The 16,409-nt window shown below is 56.4% G+C and carries 18 protein-coding genes; 12 read left to right on the top strand and 6 right to left on the bottom strand.

The genetic code is table 11. From position 1 onward, the window contains the following. The first annotated feature begins 120 nt into the window (after positions 1–120). The 3 genes from ycgZ to GUC22_RS18595 all read left to right on the top strand — a co-directional run bounded on the left by ycgZ (position 121) and on the right by GUC22_RS18595 (position 1,129). Positions 121–366, top strand: coding sequence for a regulatory protein YcgZ (gene ycgZ / locus GUC22_RS18585; protein WP_004134967.1), 246 nt, complete (start codon positions 121–123; stop codon positions 364–366). A 118-nt stretch (positions 367–484) separates the two neighbouring features. Next, entirely contained in the window at positions 485–808 is a 324-nt protein-coding gene (locus GUC22_RS18590; RefSeq protein WP_004134969.1) for a hypothetical protein, read from the top strand. Positions 809–862: 54 nt separating this feature from the next. Next, a complete protein-coding gene (locus tag GUC22_RS18595; RefSeq protein ID WP_004134971.1) occupies positions 863–1,129 on the top strand; it encodes a biofilm development regulator YmgB/AriR family protein in 267 nt (88 codons plus the stop codon). Positions 1,130–1,361: 232 nt separating this feature from the next. Here GUC22_RS18595 and GUC22_RS18600 read toward each other — a convergent pair whose 3' ends face one another. After that, the gene (locus GUC22_RS18600; RefSeq protein ID WP_102650071.1) at positions 1,362–2,831 is read right to left on the bottom strand and encodes a PLP-dependent aminotransferase family protein; all 1,470 of its coding nucleotides are present in this window, start codon (positions 2,829–2,831) and stop codon (positions 1,362–1,364) included. A 134-nt stretch (positions 2,832–2,965) separates the two neighbouring features. Between GUC22_RS18600 and GUC22_RS18605 the strand changes: the two genes are divergently transcribed. Next, complete coding sequence (locus tag GUC22_RS18605; RefSeq protein ID WP_004134978.1) at positions 2,966–3,442, top strand: GNAT family N-acetyltransferase; 477 nt, start codon at positions 2,966–2,968, stop codon at positions 3,440–3,442. A gap of 60 nt (positions 3,443–3,502) precedes the next feature. Here GUC22_RS18605 and pgl read toward each other — a convergent pair whose 3' ends face one another. Beyond that, positions 3,503–4,498 carry a 6-phosphogluconolactonase gene (pgl, locus tag GUC22_RS18610; RefSeq protein WP_160183716.1) on the bottom strand — a complete coding sequence of 332 codons (996 nt, stop codon included), beginning with the start codon at positions 4,496–4,498 and terminating at the stop codon, positions 3,503–3,505. A gap of 221 nt (positions 4,499–4,719) precedes the next feature. Between pgl and GUC22_RS18615 the strand changes: the two genes are divergently transcribed. Next, the gene (locus GUC22_RS18615) at positions 4,720–5,538 is read left to right on the top strand and encodes a pyridoxal phosphatase (protein WP_004134981.1); all 819 of its coding nucleotides are present in this window, start codon (positions 4,720–4,722) and stop codon (positions 5,536–5,538) included. On the opposite strand, the gene modC is transcribed toward GUC22_RS18615, so the two are convergent. From modC to GUC22_RS18635, 4 genes are all read right to left on the bottom strand, one after another. Further along, complete coding sequence (modC, locus tag GUC22_RS18620) at positions 5,539–6,597, bottom strand: molybdenum ABC transporter ATP-binding protein ModC (RefSeq protein WP_160183717.1); 1,059 nt, start codon at positions 6,595–6,597, stop codon at positions 5,539–5,541. It abuts the gene before it with no gap. Positions 6,598–6,599: 2 nt separating this feature from the next. Continuing rightward, the gene (modB, locus tag GUC22_RS18625) at positions 6,600–7,289 is read right to left on the bottom strand and encodes a molybdate ABC transporter permease subunit (RefSeq protein WP_004134985.1); all 690 of its coding nucleotides are present in this window, start codon (positions 7,287–7,289) and stop codon (positions 6,600–6,602) included. Continuing rightward, entirely contained in the window at positions 7,289–8,062 is a 774-nt protein-coding gene (modA, locus tag GUC22_RS18630; protein ID WP_024360159.1) for a molybdate ABC transporter substrate-binding protein, read from the bottom strand. The genes modB and modA overlap by 1 nt, the downstream gene beginning before the upstream one ends. 143 nt (positions 8,063–8,205) lie before the next feature. Continuing rightward, positions 8,206–8,355: an AcrZ family multidrug efflux pump-associated protein gene (locus tag GUC22_RS18635; protein WP_004134988.1), complete on the bottom strand. Its 150-nt coding sequence runs from the start codon at positions 8,353–8,355 to the stop codon at positions 8,206–8,208. A gap of 153 nt (positions 8,356–8,508) precedes the next feature. Between GUC22_RS18635 and modE the strand changes: the two genes are divergently transcribed. The 7 genes from modE (at position 8,509) to gpmA (ending at position 16,387) form a co-directional block, all read left to right on the top strand. Then, positions 8,509–9,297: a molybdenum-dependent transcriptional regulator gene (gene modE, locus GUC22_RS18640; protein ID WP_024360160.1), complete on the top strand. Its 789-nt coding sequence runs from the start codon at positions 8,509–8,511 to the stop codon at positions 9,295–9,297. A 67-nt stretch (positions 9,298–9,364) separates the two neighbouring features. Next, positions 9,365–10,840: a molybdate ABC transporter ATP-binding protein ModF gene (gene modF / locus GUC22_RS18645; protein WP_024360161.1), complete on the top strand. Its 1,476-nt coding sequence runs from the start codon at positions 9,365–9,367 to the stop codon at positions 10,838–10,840. A gap of 205 nt (positions 10,841–11,045) precedes the next feature. Further along, complete coding sequence (gene galE / locus GUC22_RS18650) at positions 11,046–12,062, top strand: UDP-glucose 4-epimerase GalE (protein WP_024360162.1); 1,017 nt, start codon at positions 11,046–11,048, stop codon at positions 12,060–12,062. Positions 12,063–12,071: 9 nt separating this feature from the next. Next, positions 12,072–13,118, top strand: coding sequence for a galactose-1-phosphate uridylyltransferase (galT, locus tag GUC22_RS18655; protein ID WP_004130601.1), 1,047 nt, complete (start codon positions 12,072–12,074; stop codon positions 13,116–13,118). Positions 13,119–13,120: 2 nt separating this feature from the next. Further along, on the top strand, positions 13,121–14,269 hold the full coding sequence (gene galK / locus GUC22_RS18660; RefSeq protein ID WP_024360164.1) for a galactokinase: 1,149 nt from the start codon (positions 13,121–13,123) through the stop codon (positions 14,267–14,269). Continuing rightward, positions 14,263–15,306, top strand: coding sequence for a galactose-1-epimerase (gene galM, locus GUC22_RS18665; protein WP_004134996.1), 1,044 nt, complete (start codon positions 14,263–14,265; stop codon positions 15,304–15,306). The genes galK and galM overlap by 7 nt, the downstream gene beginning before the upstream one ends. A 328-nt stretch (positions 15,307–15,634) precedes the next feature. Beyond that, the gene (gene gpmA / locus GUC22_RS18670) at positions 15,635–16,387 is read left to right on the top strand and encodes a 2,3-diphosphoglycerate-dependent phosphoglycerate mutase (RefSeq protein WP_004100351.1); all 753 of its coding nucleotides are present in this window, start codon (positions 15,635–15,637) and stop codon (positions 16,385–16,387) included. Positions 16,388–16,409 lie beyond the last annotated feature (22 nt).

Genomic DNA, 16,409 nt, shown 5'->3' on the forward strand with positions numbered 1-16,409 from the left:
ATAAATTATAAAAAATATCAAAAAACTTAACATATTTTTTTCATTTTTTATGTACAAGTTGACGATCATTGTATAACTTTAATCGCAAGTTTACTGATGATTGAACTGACAGGAGCACATATGCAGCAGAACGGTTACATTCCTGACACGGCTAACGCTATTGCCCACTACTTCAATAAAGCGTCACTGCCTTCGCAGCAGGAAACATTAGGGCAGATTGTTATGGATATCCTTAATGAAGGACGGAACCTCAATCGCAAATCTCTGTGTACAAAACTGCTGGGTCGCCTTGAAGTCGCTTCTGGGTCTGAAGAAGAAATGCATTATCAAACGCTGATCGGCCTCCTGTTTGAGAACCAGCAATAAAAGTTCCGCCGGCTATCTGGTGATTTAAGTCGTTACTGAATGAGGAAATATAAGGGATGGGCCAGAATCTGACACGGATTACCGGCTTGCGACTAAATTCCCAGTCATGGAGATGACGATGATCAGAGATACAGTTATGAATAGCGATGATTTTGATCCATTAACAGATTTACTGATTGGAGAAGCGGTCTTATCCCTACTCAAAAGTAAGGGGCCTATAAGTCAACAGGCGCTGATTGGTAAACTCCAGGCTATGCAGGCGGGAGAAATGGATTCAAAGCGGCGGAACGCCCTGGGGCGTATTATCGATGAAATCAGTAACAGGGTAGCTCGCCGTAGTAAGAAAATAACTCTGGGTACTTCAGGCGCTAAAAATAATTGGGCTGAACAAAATGCTTTATTAGGTTCTCCCCCGCGGCCTGGTACAAATAAAATCCACTGACCCTTCGCGGTCAATCTTTTAACTAACACAGTAGAGAATATGATGAGACAGACTATGCATCAGCAACCGGATATTTACGCAGGCCTGAACGATAACGCACTCTCTGAATATTTCCGCAACGCAGGCGACAGGCTGATCGATGAATCCGCGGTCATGTCGCTGGCTATCAGCAGTATTCTTGAGTCTGAAGGACATCTCAGCAACAAGGCGATTATTCTGTGGTTAATTACCGCTCTCGAGACCACCCGCGACGTGGTAACCGCGGACGTCATCCGCAAAACTCTGGAAATCGTCGTCAGCTATACCATGGATGATATCTAATTTATTAACCGCTCCGCATTAAACAGGGAAGTCGCATATCGCGAACCGAGGGATTATTTTATTACCAAAGCGGTGGGTATATGTTAAATCCCCGCGCGGTGTCATTTTTTTAAAACTCGCCCCTGACATCAGATCAATTATCTGAACGGGGCGAGTTTTAAATCAAGATAAGTATGCTAACCCGGCACTCAACGTTATTCATCCCGAGGAAAAGACCGCCGATATCACTGCGCTACAGCACCCCGGCCAGGCGGCGAACGCCGTCGAGCAGCACCTCTGGCGGATGGTTGGCAAAACCGAATAAAACCCCCTCGCGCGACATCGGCCGCTGGCAATATCGCTCAAAACTCTGCACGCCTAAACCGATCTGGCGCGCCTTAGCGACGACCTCTTTTGCCTTTAGACCATCCGCTAACCAGCAGACGATATGCACTCCCGAATCCGTTGGATGCACCCGCATGCGCCCGGCAAAATAGCGCTCAATCGCCGCCTCCAGCGCGCTTTTTCGCTCAAAACAGGCTTTACGGATACGACGAACATGGCTGGCATAGTGTCCCTCGCGGATAAAACGCGCCAGAATGGCCTGTTCCAGATATCCGCTACAGAGATCGGTGTAATATTTCGTCATGGCGAACTGTTCGCGCAAATGCTCAGGGACCACTAAAAAACCCAGACGAAACTCGGGGTACATCATCTTAGAAAAGGTACCGGAATAGATGACCCGCTGATGTTTATCCAACCCTTGCAACGCCTGTAAAGAGCGGGCGGCATAGCGGAATTCGCTGTTGTAATCATCTTCAAATATCCAGGCCCGATTGGCTTGCGCCCATTCCAGCAAAGCAAGCCTTCTTGGCAGGCTAAGCGTTCCACTGAGCGGGAACTGATGCGACGGCGCGGTATAGACCAGCTTAGCTTGCGGGTAATGACGTATTCCATCCTGAATATCCATGCCTTCACCGTCAACGCGAACGGGCCGGACCACCGCTCCCCGGGCGGCGAATGCGCCGCGCGCGCCATTATAGCCGGGATCGTCGAGCCAGACTTCATCGCCCTTTTCCAGTAAAACCTGAGCGGTAATGGCCAGCGCCTGTTGAATACCATTGACAATAATAACCCGATCTTCATGGCAATTTACGCCGCGCGTCGCCTGAATATAGTGGCTAATCGCCTGTCGTAAAGGTAGATATCCATAAGCCGTGGCGTGCGCCCCCAGTTCGTGGCGCGATTGCCGCCAGACGCGCCCCAGCAGCCGCCCCCATAACGCATGCGGGAAGAGATCGGTACAGCCGATACCGACGGCAAAAACCTGACGCATTTCACCGCTCTCTTCCCTCTCGGACCATGATGGCAGCAATGCGGCAACGTCAGGATTAAGCGGCCCTGCGGCGGCTATTGCCGTTTCCGGCTGTGGCGACGATTCATACTCGCTAATGACGCTATCCGGAATATGTTCGCAGACAAAGGTGCCCGCGCCCTTACGCGTCACCAGATACCCCTCATCCATCAGGCGGTCAAAACCAGAGATAACCGAATTCCTGGAGATCGCCATCATCTCTGCCAACGCCCGGCTGGAGGGAATTTTTGAACCCGCCGTTAAGCGCCCATCCAGAATCGCGTTACGCAGGGCGTGATACACCTGATCTTTGATAACGCCGCGCGGGAGCAACAGTTCCTGAAACAGCGGTGCAATAGGTTTTGGCATAGAGGCAATGGCGATCGTTAAGCTAAAAGTGGACCCTATAAATATACATAAAGTGTTACTTTTTAGGAACCAGAAGAGCGCCTACCATAGCGGCAGGTAAAGACCATCCCGGTTTATAAAAGTAAGGAACCGCCATGAATAGCCAAAATAGCGACGTTAATCACGGGCAAATCACCCTCCTCCCCGCAGCTGATAGCGACTTTGCCCAGTGGCTGCCGCTGTGGAAAAGCTACCAGACGTTTTATCACGTCGACATTCCGGAGGAGGTGACGCGCCTGACCTGGAGTCGGTTTTTAAATCCGGTCGAACCGATGTTTTGCGCCGTGGCAAAACGTGAGGGAAAGATAGTAGGATTCGTTCATTATCTCTTCCACCGCTCCACCTGGGCCGAAAGCGACTATTGCTATCTGGAAGATTTATTCGTTGATCCGGACGTCCGGGGTCAGCATATCGGTAAACAACTGATTGAGTACGTTCAACGGCAGGCGCGGAAACGCCATTCGGCCAGCCTGTACTGGCATACGCATGAGACCAACCTTCGGGGCCAGCGTCTGTATAACTGGGTCGCGGAAAAAAGCGGCATGATTGAGTATCGTATGCGGGTGAAGTAGCCCTTTCGTCAGGCGTAAAAAAACCTCGCCGCGGCGAGGTTTCTGTCACGCACGGCGGGTTTAGTAAGCGTTTACCACCACCCACATTGGGCCCTGGCCTACGGCATAGCGCCCTTTTTCCTCTAGCAGCCCCTGCTCGCCTTCGATTTCATACACCGCGATATGATGCGACTTCTGACCGGCGGCGATCAGATATTTGCCGCTATGATCGAGGTTAAAGCCGCGCGGCTGGGTCTCGGTATTCTGATAACCTTCAATCGACAGCACGCTGCCGTCTTCCGAGACGCTGAAGATGGTGATAATGCTGGCGGTACGATCGCAGGCGTAGAGGTGACGGCCATCCGGGGTCAGATGGATATCCGCCGCCCAGCGCACACCGGCGAAATCAGGCGGCATCATGTCCAGGGTCTGTACGCACTCGATTTTGCCGTGCGGATCTTTCAGCTCCCAGACGTCAACGGAGCTGTTCAGTTCGTTGACGCAGTAGCCGTACTGCTGGTTCGGGTGGAACACCATATGACGCGGGCCTGCGCCTTCAACGGTGGTCACTTCAGCCGGCTCCTGGGCGGCGAGGAAACCGTCGTCGCTCAGGGTAAACAGGCAGATACGATCCTGCTTCAGCGCCGGCACCCACAGGGTGCGATTGTCCGGGGAAATATTTGCCGAATGGCAGCCTTCCAGCCCTTCGACAACCGTCACCGCTTCTCGCGGCAGGCCGTCCACCAGCGGCGTGACGCTCACGCAGCCTGCATTATAGGACGCGCTAAACACAAAGCGCCCCTGATGATCGGTAGAAATATGCGTTGGGCTACCCGGCAGCGGGGCTTCGCCAGCGAAGGTCAGGACGCCGTTATCGGGCGCAATGCGGTAGGCCAGTACGCGAAACTCCGGACGCACGCCGACGTAGAGATACTCTTTGTTCGGGCTCACCACCATCGGCTGGACCTGCCCGGGGGCATCGACAACCTGCACCAGGGTCAGTTTCCCCGCAAGATCCAGATCCCAGACGTGGATCTGCTGGCTTTCCGGGCTGGCGGTATAAACGGTTTGTTTCATGAATACTCCTTCCTCACTGCACGTGGAAATTTCATTTTTCAGACTAACGGCACCCTGAAAAACACAATATGCATACACCATGCTATTCAGGTTGCCTCCTCGCAGCCTGAAAGATCAAGTGTATCGGCTCTTTAGCGGTAGATGCTGAAAAGTTTGCCCGAATGGCGCAGCGGTGTACCATCATAGCCTGCTAACTTTTCATCATTAACCGGAAACAACACATGACCTCACGCGTGATTGCCCTGGACTTAGACGGCACCCTACTCACCGGCAAAAAAACCATTCTCCCCGCCTCGCTCGACGCGCTGGCACGCGCCAAAGACGCGGGATATCAGATCATCGTCGTCACCGGTCGACATCACGTCGCTATCCATCCTTTTTATCAGGCGCTGGCTCTGGATACACCTGCAATTTGCTGTAACGGCACTTATTTGTATGATTATCATGCAAAAAAGGTTCTGGAGTCCGATCCTATGCCGGTAGACAAAGCCCTGAGCCTGACCGAAATGCTTAACGAGCACGCTATTCACGGTCTAATGTACGTCGATGACGCCATGCTGTATGAGCAGCCGACCGGGCACGTTATCCGCACCGCCAACTGGGCGCAGTCGCTGCCCGTCGAGCAGCGTCCGGTGTTCACTCAGGTCGATTCTCTGGCGCAGGCGGCCCGTGAAGTCAAGGCCGTGTGGAAATTCGCCCTGACCGATGAAGACACCGCAAAACTGCAGCGCTTTGCCCAACATGTTGGCCAGACGCTGGGTCTGGAATGCGAATGGTCGTGGCACGATCAGGTGGATATTGCCAGGGAAGGCAACAGCAAAGGCAAACGCCTGGCCCAGTGGGTCGCGTCGCAGGGGCTGTCGATGCAGGATGTTATCGCTTTCGGCGACAATTATAACGACCTCAGCATGCTGGAAGCCGCCGGTACCGGCGTGGCGATGGGCAACGCGGTGGAGGACGTCAAAGCGCGCGCCAACGTCGTGATCGGCGAAAACGAGACCACCAGCATCGCCGACTACATCTATCGCCACCTGTTGTAATCAGGCGGCTATCGACACGCTTTTTATCTGCGCATACAGCCGCTGGCCTGGGACAACCCCCAACTCATCGCGAGCCCAGGGGCTGATGCGCGCCCATAGCGTACGGCCGCTAATCTCCAGCCTGACCTCAACCTGGCCATGGCTTTCAATACACTGCATGACCTGCGCGGGCAAAATGTTGCGGATACTGGTTTGCTGAGCGGGCTGCAGCACCAGAGAAACGTCCGAGGCCTGAATGCGGATCCGCGCGCTTTCGCCCTGCGGCCTGTCGAGCCGGTTGACCCATATCTGCCGATCGCCCAGCGCCAGCGCGGTCATGGCATACCGCGGATGCTGAGCGGCGACGGTTACGTTCAGGATAGTGCTTTGCTGATCCTGGGGAAGCCAGGGGTGCATTACGCTACTGCTCCACACCTCTTCCAGGCAACCAAAGGCTTTGACTTTCCCCGCTTCCAGCACCAGGACGTTATCCGCCAGATGCTGAATCTCATCCAGAGAGTGGCTGACGTACAGCATCGGGATATTGATTTCGCGCGCCAGACGCTGCAAATAGGGCAATAGTTCGCGCTTGCGCGGGATATCCAGCGACGCCAGCGGCTCATCCAGCAGCAGCAGTTCCGGGGCGGTAAGCAGCGCCCGGCCAATCGCCACCCGCTGTTTTTCTCCGCCGGAGAGACCGCCCGGCAGGCGGTCAAGCAGCGGCGCAATGCCAAGCAGCGCCACCAGCTTGTCAAACTGCGCCGCCATATTCTTCGCCATGCCATATTGCAGATTGCCGCGCACCTTATAATGCGGGAACAGGCGAGCGTCCTGAAAAACGTAGCCAATGCGGCGCTTTTCCGGCGCCAGGCAGATACGTTTTTCAACATCATTAAGCACTCTGCCGTTAAGCACGATGCGCCCCTGCTGCGGGCGCGTCAGGCCGCTAATGGCGTTAATCAGCGAGGTTTTACCCGCGCCTGAGACGCCGAAAACCGCGGTGATGCCGCTGGTGGGAAGCGTCTCGCGAATTTGCAGGCAGTGGGTGCCCAGCCTCTGGCTAAAGTCGAGTTCGAGCATGATTATTTCCCCATCCGCTGACGGCTAAGGCGGGCCAGCCATTCGGAAATCAGCAGCGATACCAGCGCCAGCGCAATCGAAATCAGGCATAAACGCGCGGCCGCGCCTTCGCCGCCGGGAGTCTGAATCAGGGTATACATTGCCGAAGGGATGGTGCGCGTTTCCCCAGGAATATTGGCAACAAACGTGATGGTGGCGCCAAACTCGCCCAGCGAGCGGGCGAAAGCCAGCACGGTGCCGACGATAATGCCGGGTAGCGTCAACGGTAGCGTAATCGTGAAAAACACCCGCCAGCGGCCGGCGCCGAGGGTACGCGCCGCCTGCTCAAGCTTGATGTCGACCCCTTCCAGCGCGAGGCGAATGGCCCGCACCATCAGCGGAAAGGACATCACCGCCGCCGCCAGTACCGCGCCGCGCCAGCTAAACGCAAAGCTCAGACCAAACCAGTCGTACAGCCAGCTGCCGATAAAACCCCGTCTTCCCATCGCGATCAGCAACAGATACCCCACCACCACCGGCGGTAATACCAGCGGCAGGTGGAGAAGGCTATCGAGCAGCGCTTTACCGGGAAAATCCCGGCGAACCAGCAGCCAGGAAAAAAAGATGCCAAAAGGCAAGCTCAGTAACACCGCCAGGGATGAGACTTTCAGGCTCAGCAGTACCGCCTGCCATTCAGGATCGCTTAAGAACATTAGTGGGTAGAAAATCCGTAACGTTTAAAGATGGCGGAAGCTTCCGGCCCTTTAAGATAGTCATAAAACGCGCTGACCGTGGCATTTTTATGCCCGTCGACGATGGCCAGCGGATATTCCACTTTCTTATGGGAATCTTCCGGGAAGGTACCGACAACTTTTACGCCCTTGCTGGCGACCGCATCAGAGCCGTACACGATCCCCAACGGCGCTTCGCTGCGCTCAACCAGAGCCAGCGCGCCGCGCACGTCTTCCGCCGGAGCCAGCTTCGGCGACAGCGTCTCCCAGGCACCCAGCTTTTGCAGCGCTTCTTTCGCATAGATGCCGGCCGGCACGTGCTCCGGGTCGCCAACGGCCAGACGACCGCCTTTCAGCAGGCTGGTCCAGTCGGTTTTATCATTAATACTGATATCGCCCTGAGCGCTGGCCTTCGGCGCCACGACCACCAGGCTATTGCCGAGCAGCGTCGCGCGTGATGCGGTATCAATGCTTTTTTTCTCGACCGCGTAATCCATCCATTTCTGGTCGGCGGAGATAAACAGATCCGCCGGCGCGCCCGCTTCAATCTGTCGCGCCAGGGTCGATGAAGACGCAAAAGAAGAGACAACATCAACGTTCTTCTCTTTCTTATACTCTTTAGCGATATCCTGCATGGCGTTGGTGAGCGATGCCGCGGCAAAAACCGTCACCTTGCCCTCTTCCGCCAGCGCGTGACCCGCAACGGAAAACGTTAACGTTGCCCCAGCGATAAAGCGTAACCATTGACCTGTCATCTGAAACTCCCGTCGGTTCGTTATGTAGTAGACAATATAACGATAGCGCTAAGATTTTCCCAGCGAAAATTAGGGGTAATCAGTAACGGCTCAATGGAGGGGGGACAAATAAAAACGCCCGGGAGAACCGGGCGCGGGGGAAATCAGTGGTTTTGCGGTCTGCTGTCTTTATGACCGGCTCCGGAGAAGAGGTTAAACACTTCGCCCAGCCCGTAAATCAAGCCCAGGATGATAGCCATCACCACAGGGACCATGACTACGGCAAAAACCAGACTTTTCAATAGCTCTAACATGGTTGGCTCCAGAAAGTACGGATAGTTTATTGTAACTAATTCAGCCGGAAAAACACGCCCCATTTGTGCGGTGCCTCACTGGCCACCGTGAGAGATGCATCTTGCAAGATGACCGCTATCGGTCACAATACTCTTTTTCATCAGGATATGATTATGCAGGCTGAAATCCTTCTTACCCTCAAATTACAGCAGCGCCTGTTCGCCGATCCCCGCCGTATCGCCCTGCTGAAACAGATTGACCAGACCGGCTCAATTAGCCAGGGGGCAAAAAACGCGGGCATCAGCTATAAAAGCGCATGGGATGCGATTAATGACATGAATCAGCTCAGCGAGCAGCCACTGGTCGACCGTGCGACCGGCGGCAAAGGCGGCGGCGGCGCGGTCCTCACCCGCTACGGGCAGCGGCTGATTCAGCTTTACGACCTGCTGGCGCAGATTCAGCAGAAAGCGTTCGATGTCCTGAGCGATGATGATGCCCTTCCCCTCGACAGCCTGCTGGCCGCCATTTCGCGATTCTCTCTGCAGACCAGCGCGCGCAACCAGTGGTTCGGCACCATTACCGGCCGCGACCATCAGCAGGTCCAGCAGCACGTTGAAGTCCTGCTGGCCGATGGGCAAACCCGCTTTAAAGTCGCCATTACCGCCCAAAGCGCCGATCGTCTGGGCCTTGCTGAAGGCCAGGAAGTATTAGTGCTGCTCAAAGCGCCGTGGGTCGGCATGACCCAGGATGCGGCCCTGGCGCAACAGGCCGACAACCAGCTGGCCGGACGTATCACCCACATCGAACGCGGGCCGGAGCAGTGCGAAGTGCTCATGGCGCTCCCGGATGGGCAGAGCCTCTGCGCCACCCTGCCGCTGGAACAGACGCGCGATCTGGCGGAAGGGGCGGAGGCGATAGCATATTTTAACGCCGATCGCATCATTCTTGCCACGTTGTGCTAACGGCATTGACATTGCGCTCGCGAAGACGTATCCCTGAAGTACATCGCTGCAAAAAGTGGGATACACAATGTCATTGTTGCAAATTTCGCAAGGCACGTTTCGTCTTAGCGATACCAAAACGTTAAATATTGAACACCTCAGCGTGCGGGCTGGCGAAAGCTGGGCTTTCGTCGGCAGCAACGGTAGCGGGAAGTCGGCGCTTGCGCGGGCGTTATCCGGCGAGCTGACCCTGCTAAGCGGGCAGCGCGAGTGCACCTTCTCGCGCATCACCCGTCTCTCTTTTGAGCAGCTGCAAAAGCTGGTCAGCGATGAGTGGCAGCGTAACAACACCGATTTGCTCAGCCCGGGAGAAGAAGATACCGGGCGCACGACGGCGGAAATTATCCAGGATGAGTTTAAAGACGTCACCCGCTGCGCTCGCCTTGCTGAACAATTTGCCATTAGCCACCTGCTCGAGCGCCGCTTTAAATACCTCTCTACCGGTGAAACGCGCAAGACCCTGCTGTGCCAGGCGCTGATGGGCGATCCCGACCTGCTTATCCTTGATGAGCCGTTCGACGGCCTCGATGTCGCCTCGCGCCAGCAGCTCGCCGAGATGTTGGCCAGGCTGAACGACGAAGGTATCGCCCTTGTTCTGGTTCTCAATCGTTTCGACGAGATCCCGGCGTTCGTGCAGTATGCCGGGGTGCTGGCGGACTGCGTGCTGAGCGACACCGGCGAAAAGCAGGCTCTGCTGCAGCAGGCGCTGATTGCCCAGCTCGCGCATAGCGAAAAGCTTGACGGCATGACGCTGCCAGAACCCGACGCCCCCGCCGCGCGCCTTGCGCTAGACAGCAAAGCGCCGCTCATCGTGCTAAACGACGGTCTGGTTTCTTACAACGACCGCCCGATCATTAATCGCCTCAGTTGGACGGTCAATCCCGGCGAGCACTGGCAGATCGTCGGCCCTAACGGCGCCGGTAAATCGACGCTACTCAGTCTGGTCACCGGCGACCATCCCCAGGGATACAGTAACGATCTGACCCTGTTTGGCCGCCGCCGCGGCAGCGGTGAAACCATCTGGGATATCAAAAAACATATTGGTTACGTCAGCAGCAGCCTGCACCTTGAATACCGCGTCAGCACCAACGTGCGTAACGTGATTCTCTCGGGCTACTTCGACTCGATCGGCATCTACCAGGCCGTTTCCGATAAGCAGCACAAGCTGGTGCAAAACTGGCTGGATATTCTGGGTATCGACCAACGCACCGCCGACGCGCCGTTCCACAGCCTCTCCTGGGGGCAGCAGCGGCTGGCGCTGATCGTCCGCGCCCTGGTCAAACACCCGACCCTGCTGATTCTTGATGAACCGCTACAGGGGCTGGACCCGCTCAACCGTCAGCTGGTGCGTCGCTTCGTTGATGTGCTGATTAGCGAAGGGGCGACGCAGCTGCTGTTTGTCTCCCATCACGCCGAAGACGCCCCGGACTGCATTACCCACCGTCTGGCCTTTGTGAGGAGTGGAGACGGTTACACTTACCAGCAGGGTCCGCTGCAAAATTAAGCCTGTACAGGGGTCTGCGGATCCCTGATTTTTTCAGAATAATAGCTATCACACACCCCATCACTCTGTTTTTACAATGAAAAAACCAAAATGGCCCGATTGGAAATTTTAGTGTAAACGATTCCACCAATTTGGCCTGTGTCACACTTTTGGCTTCTTTGGTATGCTATCTTCTTCTCACACGATAAGCCTATTGGAGCGAATCATGAAAGTACTGGTTACAGGTGGTAGCGGTTACATTGGAAGTCACACCTGCGTTCAACTGCTACTGCAGGGACACGAAGTGATTATTCTCGACAATCTCTGCAACAGTAAACGCAGCGTACTGCCAATCATTGAACGTCTCGGCGGGAAAAGCGCCACCTTTGTCGAAGGCGACATTCGTAACGAAGCGCTGATGACGGAAATCCTTCACGATCACGCTATTGAAGCGGTGATCCATTTCGCCGGCCTGAAAGCCGTCGGCGAATCCGTCGCCAAGCCGCTGGAATACTACGACAACAACGTGACCGGCACACTGAAACTCGTTTCCGCCATGCGCGCCGCGGGCGTGAAAAACTTTATTTTCAGCTCCTCCGCCACCGTGTACGGCGACCAGCCAAAAATCCCTTATGTCGAAAGCTTCCCGACCGGGACTCCGCAGAGCCCGTACGGTAAAAGCAAGCTGATGGTCGAGCAGATCCTCACTGACCTGCAAAAAGCGCAGCCGGAGTGGAGCATCGCACTGCTGCGCTACTTCAACCCGGTCGGCGCGCATCCGTCGGGCGATATGGGTGAAGATCCGCAGGGCATCCCGAACAACCTGATGCCGTATATCGCGCAGGTCGCGGTCGGCCGTCGTGAATCGCTGGCGGTATTCGGCAACGACTACCCAACCGAAGATGGCACCGGCGTGCGCGACTACATTCACGTGATGGACCTGGCCGACGGCCACGTCGCGGCGATGGAAAAACTGGCTGATAAAGCCGGCGTGCATATCTATAACCTTGGCGCAGGCGTCGGCAGCAGCGTGCTCGACGTGGTCAACGCTTTTAGCAAAGCCTGCGGCAAACCGATTAACTACCACTTCGCGCCGCGCCGCGAAGGCGACCTCCCGGCCTACTGGGCGGACGCTGAAAAGGCCGATCGCGAGCTGAACTGGCGCGTGACGCGCAACCTTGACGAAATGGCGCAGGACACCTGGCACTGGCAGTCCCGTCATCCGCAGGGTTATCCAGACTAAGGAACCTTCATGAGCGTATTTAACCCCGTCGACCATCCACATCGTCGTTATAACCCGTTAACCGGGCAGTGGATTCTGGTTTCTCCGCATCGCGCCAAGCGCCCCTGGCAGGGGGCGCAGGAAACGCCGGCAAAACAGAGCTTGCCCGCGCACGATCCGGACTGTTTCCTGTGCCCGGGTAATACCCGCGTCACCGGCGACAAAAACCCGAACTACACCGGTACGTTTGTTTTTACCAATGACTTTGCGGCTTTGATGACCGATACCCCAGACGCCCCGGAAAGCGACGACCCGCTAATGCGCTGTCAGAGCGCCCGCGGCACCAGCCGGGTCATCTGCTTCTCGCCAGACCACAGCAAAACGCTGCCGGAACTGAGCGTAGAGGCGCTGGAAGGCGTGGTTAAAACGTGGCAGGAGCAGACCGCCGACCTTGGAAAAACCTACCCGTGGGTGCAGGTTTTTGAAAATAAAGGCGCGGCAATGGGCTGCTCCAACCCGCACCCGCATGGCCAGGTGTGGGCAAACAGCTTTCTGCCTAACGAGGCGGAACGCGAAGATCGTCTGCAAAAAGCGTACTTCACCGAGCACGGCGCGCCGATGCTGGTGGATTACGCGCAGCGCGAATTAGCCGACGGTAGCCGCACCGTCGTCGAGACCGAACACTGGCTCGCGGTGGTCCCTTACTGGGCGGCGTGGCCCTTTGAGACGCTGCTGCTGCCGAAAGCGCACGTACAGCGCCTGACTGATTTAACCGACGACCAGCGCAGCGACCTCGCGCTGGCGCTGAAAAAACTGACCAGCCGTTACGACAACCTGTTCCAGTGCTCATTCCCCTACTCGATGGGCTGGCACGGTGCGCCGTTTAACGATGAAGAGAATAATCACTGGCAGCTGCACGCGCATTTTTATCCGCCGCTGCTGCGCTCCGCGACGGTGCGCAAATTTATGGTCGGCTATGAAATGCTGGCCGAAACCCAGCGTGATCTGACGGCCGAGCAGGCCGCCGAACGTCTGCGCGCTGTGAGCGACGTCCATTTTCGCGAATCCGGAGTATAACCATGAGTCTGAAAGAGAACACCCAAGCCCTGTTTGCTGAGAAATTTGGCTATCCGGCCAGCCATGTTATCCAGGCCCCAGGCCGCGTTAACCTGATCGGCGAGCATACCGACTATAACGACGGGTTCGTACTGCCCTGCGCCATTGATTACCAGACGGTCATCGCCTGCGCGCCGCGCGACGATCGTACCGTGCGGGTGATTGCCGCCGATTACGCCAATCAGACCGATGAATTCTCTCTCGACTCGCCGATTACCAGCCACGATACCCAGCAGTGGTCGAACTATGTTCGCGGCGTGGTTAAGCACCTGCAGCAGCGGAATAACGCTTTCGGCGGCGCAGATCTGGTGATCAGCGGCAACGTGCCGCAGGGCGCCGGATTAAGCTCCTCGGCTTCGCTGGAAGTCGCCGTCGGCACCGTGTTCCAGCAGCTGTACCATCTGCCGCTCGACGGCGCGCAGATCGCGCTGAACGGCCAGGAAGCGGAAAACCAGTTCGTCGGCTGCAACTGCGGCATTATGGACCAGCTGATCTCCGCGCTCGGTAAAAAAGATCATGCCCTGCTAATCGACTGCCGCACCTTAGGAACGAAAGCGGTGTCGATGCCGAAAGGCGTGGCGGTAGTGATTATCAACAGTAACTTTAAGCGCACCCTGGTCGGCAGCGAGTACAACACCCGCCGCGAGCAGTGTGAGACCGGCGCGCGTTTCTTCCAGCAGCCCGCCCTGCGCGATGTGACTTTACAAGAATTCAATGCCGTCGCCCACGAGCTTGACCCGGTGGTCGCCAAACGCGTTCGCCACGTGCTGACCGAGAACGCGCGCACCGTAGAAGCCGCCGCCGCGCTGGAAAAAGGCGACCTGCAGCGGATGGGCGAACTGATGGCGGAATCTCACGCTTCCATGCGCGATGATTTTGAAATCACCGTCCCACAGATTGATACCCTGGTGGACATCGTCAAGGCGACCATCGGCGATAAAGGCGGCGTACGCATGACCGGCGGCGGTTTCGGCGGCTGTATCGTTGCGCTGGTGCCGGAAGATTTGGTCGATACCGTACAGCAGGCCGTTGCCAAAGAGTATGAAGCGAAAACCGGTATCAAAGAGACCTTCTACGTCTGCAAACCGTCTCAGGGAGCTGGACAATGCTAAACCCAACAACGGAGCTGGCGCCGGACGGCCAGCCGTGGAATCTTCTCACCCTGCGTAACGACGCAGGCATGACGGTCACGGTGATGGACTGGGGCGCGACGCTGCTCTCCGCGCGCGTGACGCTGGCTGACGGCAGCGTACGCGAAGCGCTGCTCGGCTGCGCGAACCCTGGCGACTATACCCGACAGGCCGCCTATCTCGGCGCCTCCGTCGGCCGTTACGCTAACCGTATTGCCAACAGCCGCTTTACCCTTGATGGCCGCACCGTCAATCTGACGCCTTCCAACGAGGCGGGGCATCAGCTGCACGGCGGTCCGGAAGGTTTTGACAAGCGCCGCTGGCAGATTGTCAGCGCCGACGATCGTCACGCGCTGTTTTCACTCTCATCCCGCGATGGCGATCAGGGGTTCCCCGGTAATCTGACGGCAACGGCGCGCTACCGCCTGACCGACGATAACCGGATAGCCATCGAATATCGCGCCACCGTTGACCAGCCGTGCCCGGTGAACCTGACCAACCACGTCTATTTTAACCTCGATGGCGTGCAGAGCGACGTGCGTAGCCATAAGCTGCAAATCTTTGCTGATGCGTATCTGCCCGTTGAGAGCGATGGTATTCCGGGAGGCGATTTGCAAAACGTCACCCTGACCAGCTTCGATTTCCGCACGCCGAAGGTGCTGGCGGACGACTTCCTGCGCGATGAAGACCAGCAGAAAGTGAAAGGTTACGACCACGCCTTTCTGCTCCAGGCGCTGGGCGATGCCAAAAGCCCGGCGGCCCACGTCTGGTCGCAGGATGAAAAGCTGCAGATGACGGTCTATACCTCCGCGCCGGCCCTGCAGTTCTACTCCGGCAACTATCTCGCCGGTACGCCGTCGCGCACGGCGCAGCCGTACGACGACTGGCAAGGCCTGGCCCTGGAGAGCGAGTTTCTGCCGGATTCGCCAAACCATCCGGAATGGCCGCAGCCGGATTGCGTGCTGCGCCCCGGCGAAGAGTACGTCAGCCTGACGGAATATCAGTTTATTGCGCAATAATCCCCCGCCCTCCCGATGGAGGGCTTTTTTTATCCTTTCGCTGAAAATTACGCCACTTACAGACAAAAACATAACCTCTGTTTTACAAGCACCTTACACTGAGCGACTATTTTCGCTATGGTTAGGGATAAGCATTGCCGTGAGGTAAATCACGGCAATATAATGAGAATAGTTATCAATCAATAAATATATACACTACCGCATTCGGGTCGCATCAAGGCGGCACATGAGCGAATCCTGGCAGCATAGTCAACTATGTCGCCAGGGTGAGTAAAAGTAGCCAACGAGGAAGCGGCGCGAAGGATGACGTGTATTGAGGAGTAAGTGTATGGCTGTAACTAAGCTGGTACTCGTTCGTCACGGCGAAAGCCAATGGAACAACGAAAACCGTTTCACCGGTTGGTATGACGTTGACCTGTCTGAAAAAGGCGTGGGTGAAGCAAAAGCGGCCGGTAAGCTGCTGAAAGAAGAAGGCTTCAGCTTCGACTTTGCTTATACCTCTGTGCTGAAACGCGCCATCCACACCCTGTGGAACGTGCTGGACGAACTGGATCAGGCCTGGCTACCGGTTGAGAAATCCTGGAAACTGAACGAGCGTCACTACGGTGCGCTGCAGGGTCTGAACAAAGCGGAAACCGCTGAAAAATATGGTGATGAGCAGGTTAAGCAGTGGCGTCGCGGCTTCGCGGTAACGCCGCCGGAGTTGACTAAAGACGACGAGCGCTATCCGGGCCACGATCCGCGCTACGCAAAACTGACCGACGCAGAACTGCCGACGACCGAGAGCCTGGCGCTGACCATCGACCGCGTCGTACCGTACTGGAACGAAACGATTCTGCCGCGTCTGAAAAGCGGTGAGCGCGTGATTATCGCCGCTCACGGCAACTCCCTGCGTGCGCTGGTGAAATACCTCGACAATATGGGCGAAGCAGAGATCCTCGAACTGAACATCCCGACCGGCGTACCGCTGGTGTATGAGTTCGACGAGAACTTCAAGCCTATCAAACATTACTATCTGGGCAACGCCGACGAGATCGCCGCGAAAGCCGCGGCCGTAGCCAACCAGGGTAAAGCGAAGTAATTTTCGCGGGATGTAAAAAAAG

The organism is Klebsiella sp. MPUS7, from assembly GCF_009905335.1.
Classification (GTDB): Bacteria; Pseudomonadota; Gammaproteobacteria; order Enterobacterales; family Enterobacteriaceae; genus Klebsiella; species Klebsiella grimontii.

Coding starts and splice junctions, on each gene's coding strand:
- galM (WP_004134996.1), top strand. CDS start 14,263: ATGCTAAACCCAACAACGGAGCTGGCGCCGGACGGCCAGCCGTGGAAT.
- gpmA (WP_004100351.1), top strand. CDS start 15,635: ATGGCTGTAACTAAGCTGGTACTCGTTCGTCACGGCGAAAGCCAATGG.
- GUC22_RS18600 (WP_102650071.1), bottom strand. CDS start 2,831: ATGCCAAAACCTATTGCACCGCTGTTTCAGGAACTGTTGCTCCCGCGC.
- galE (WP_024360162.1), top strand. CDS start 11,046: ATGAAAGTACTGGTTACAGGTGGTAGCGGTTACATTGGAAGTCACACC.
- ycgZ (WP_004134967.1), top strand. CDS start 121: ATGCAGCAGAACGGTTACATTCCTGACACGGCTAACGCTATTGCCCAC.
- galK (WP_024360164.1), top strand. CDS start 13,121: ATGAGTCTGAAAGAGAACACCCAAGCCCTGTTTGCTGAGAAATTTGGC.
- GUC22_RS18590 (WP_004134969.1), top strand. CDS start 485: ATGATCAGAGATACAGTTATGAATAGCGATGATTTTGATCCATTAACA.
- modC (WP_160183717.1), bottom strand. CDS start 6,597: ATGCTCGAACTCGACTTTAGCCAGAGGCTGGGCACCCACTGCCTGCAA.
- modA (WP_024360159.1), bottom strand. CDS start 8,062: ATGACAGGTCAATGGTTACGCTTTATCGCTGGGGCAACGTTAACGTTT.
- GUC22_RS18595 (WP_004134971.1), top strand. CDS start 863: ATGCATCAGCAACCGGATATTTACGCAGGCCTGAACGATAACGCACTC.
- GUC22_RS18605 (WP_004134978.1), top strand. CDS start 2,966: ATGAATAGCCAAAATAGCGACGTTAATCACGGGCAAATCACCCTCCTC.
- pgl (WP_160183716.1), bottom strand. CDS start 4,498: ATGAAACAAACCGTTTATACCGCCAGCCCGGAAAGCCAGCAGATCCAC.
- modE (WP_024360160.1), top strand. CDS start 8,509: ATGCAGGCTGAAATCCTTCTTACCCTCAAATTACAGCAGCGCCTGTTC.
- GUC22_RS18635 (WP_004134988.1), bottom strand. CDS start 8,355: ATGTTAGAGCTATTGAAAAGTCTGGTTTTTGCCGTAGTCATGGTCCCT.
- modF (WP_024360161.1), top strand. CDS start 9,365: ATGTCATTGTTGCAAATTTCGCAAGGCACGTTTCGTCTTAGCGATACC.
- galT (WP_004130601.1), top strand. CDS start 12,072: ATGAGCGTATTTAACCCCGTCGACCATCCACATCGTCGTTATAACCCG.
- modB (WP_004134985.1), bottom strand. CDS start 7,289: ATGTTCTTAAGCGATCCTGAATGGCAGGCGGTACTGCTGAGCCTGAAA.
- GUC22_RS18615 (WP_004134981.1), top strand. CDS start 4,720: ATGACCTCACGCGTGATTGCCCTGGACTTAGACGGCACCCTACTCACC.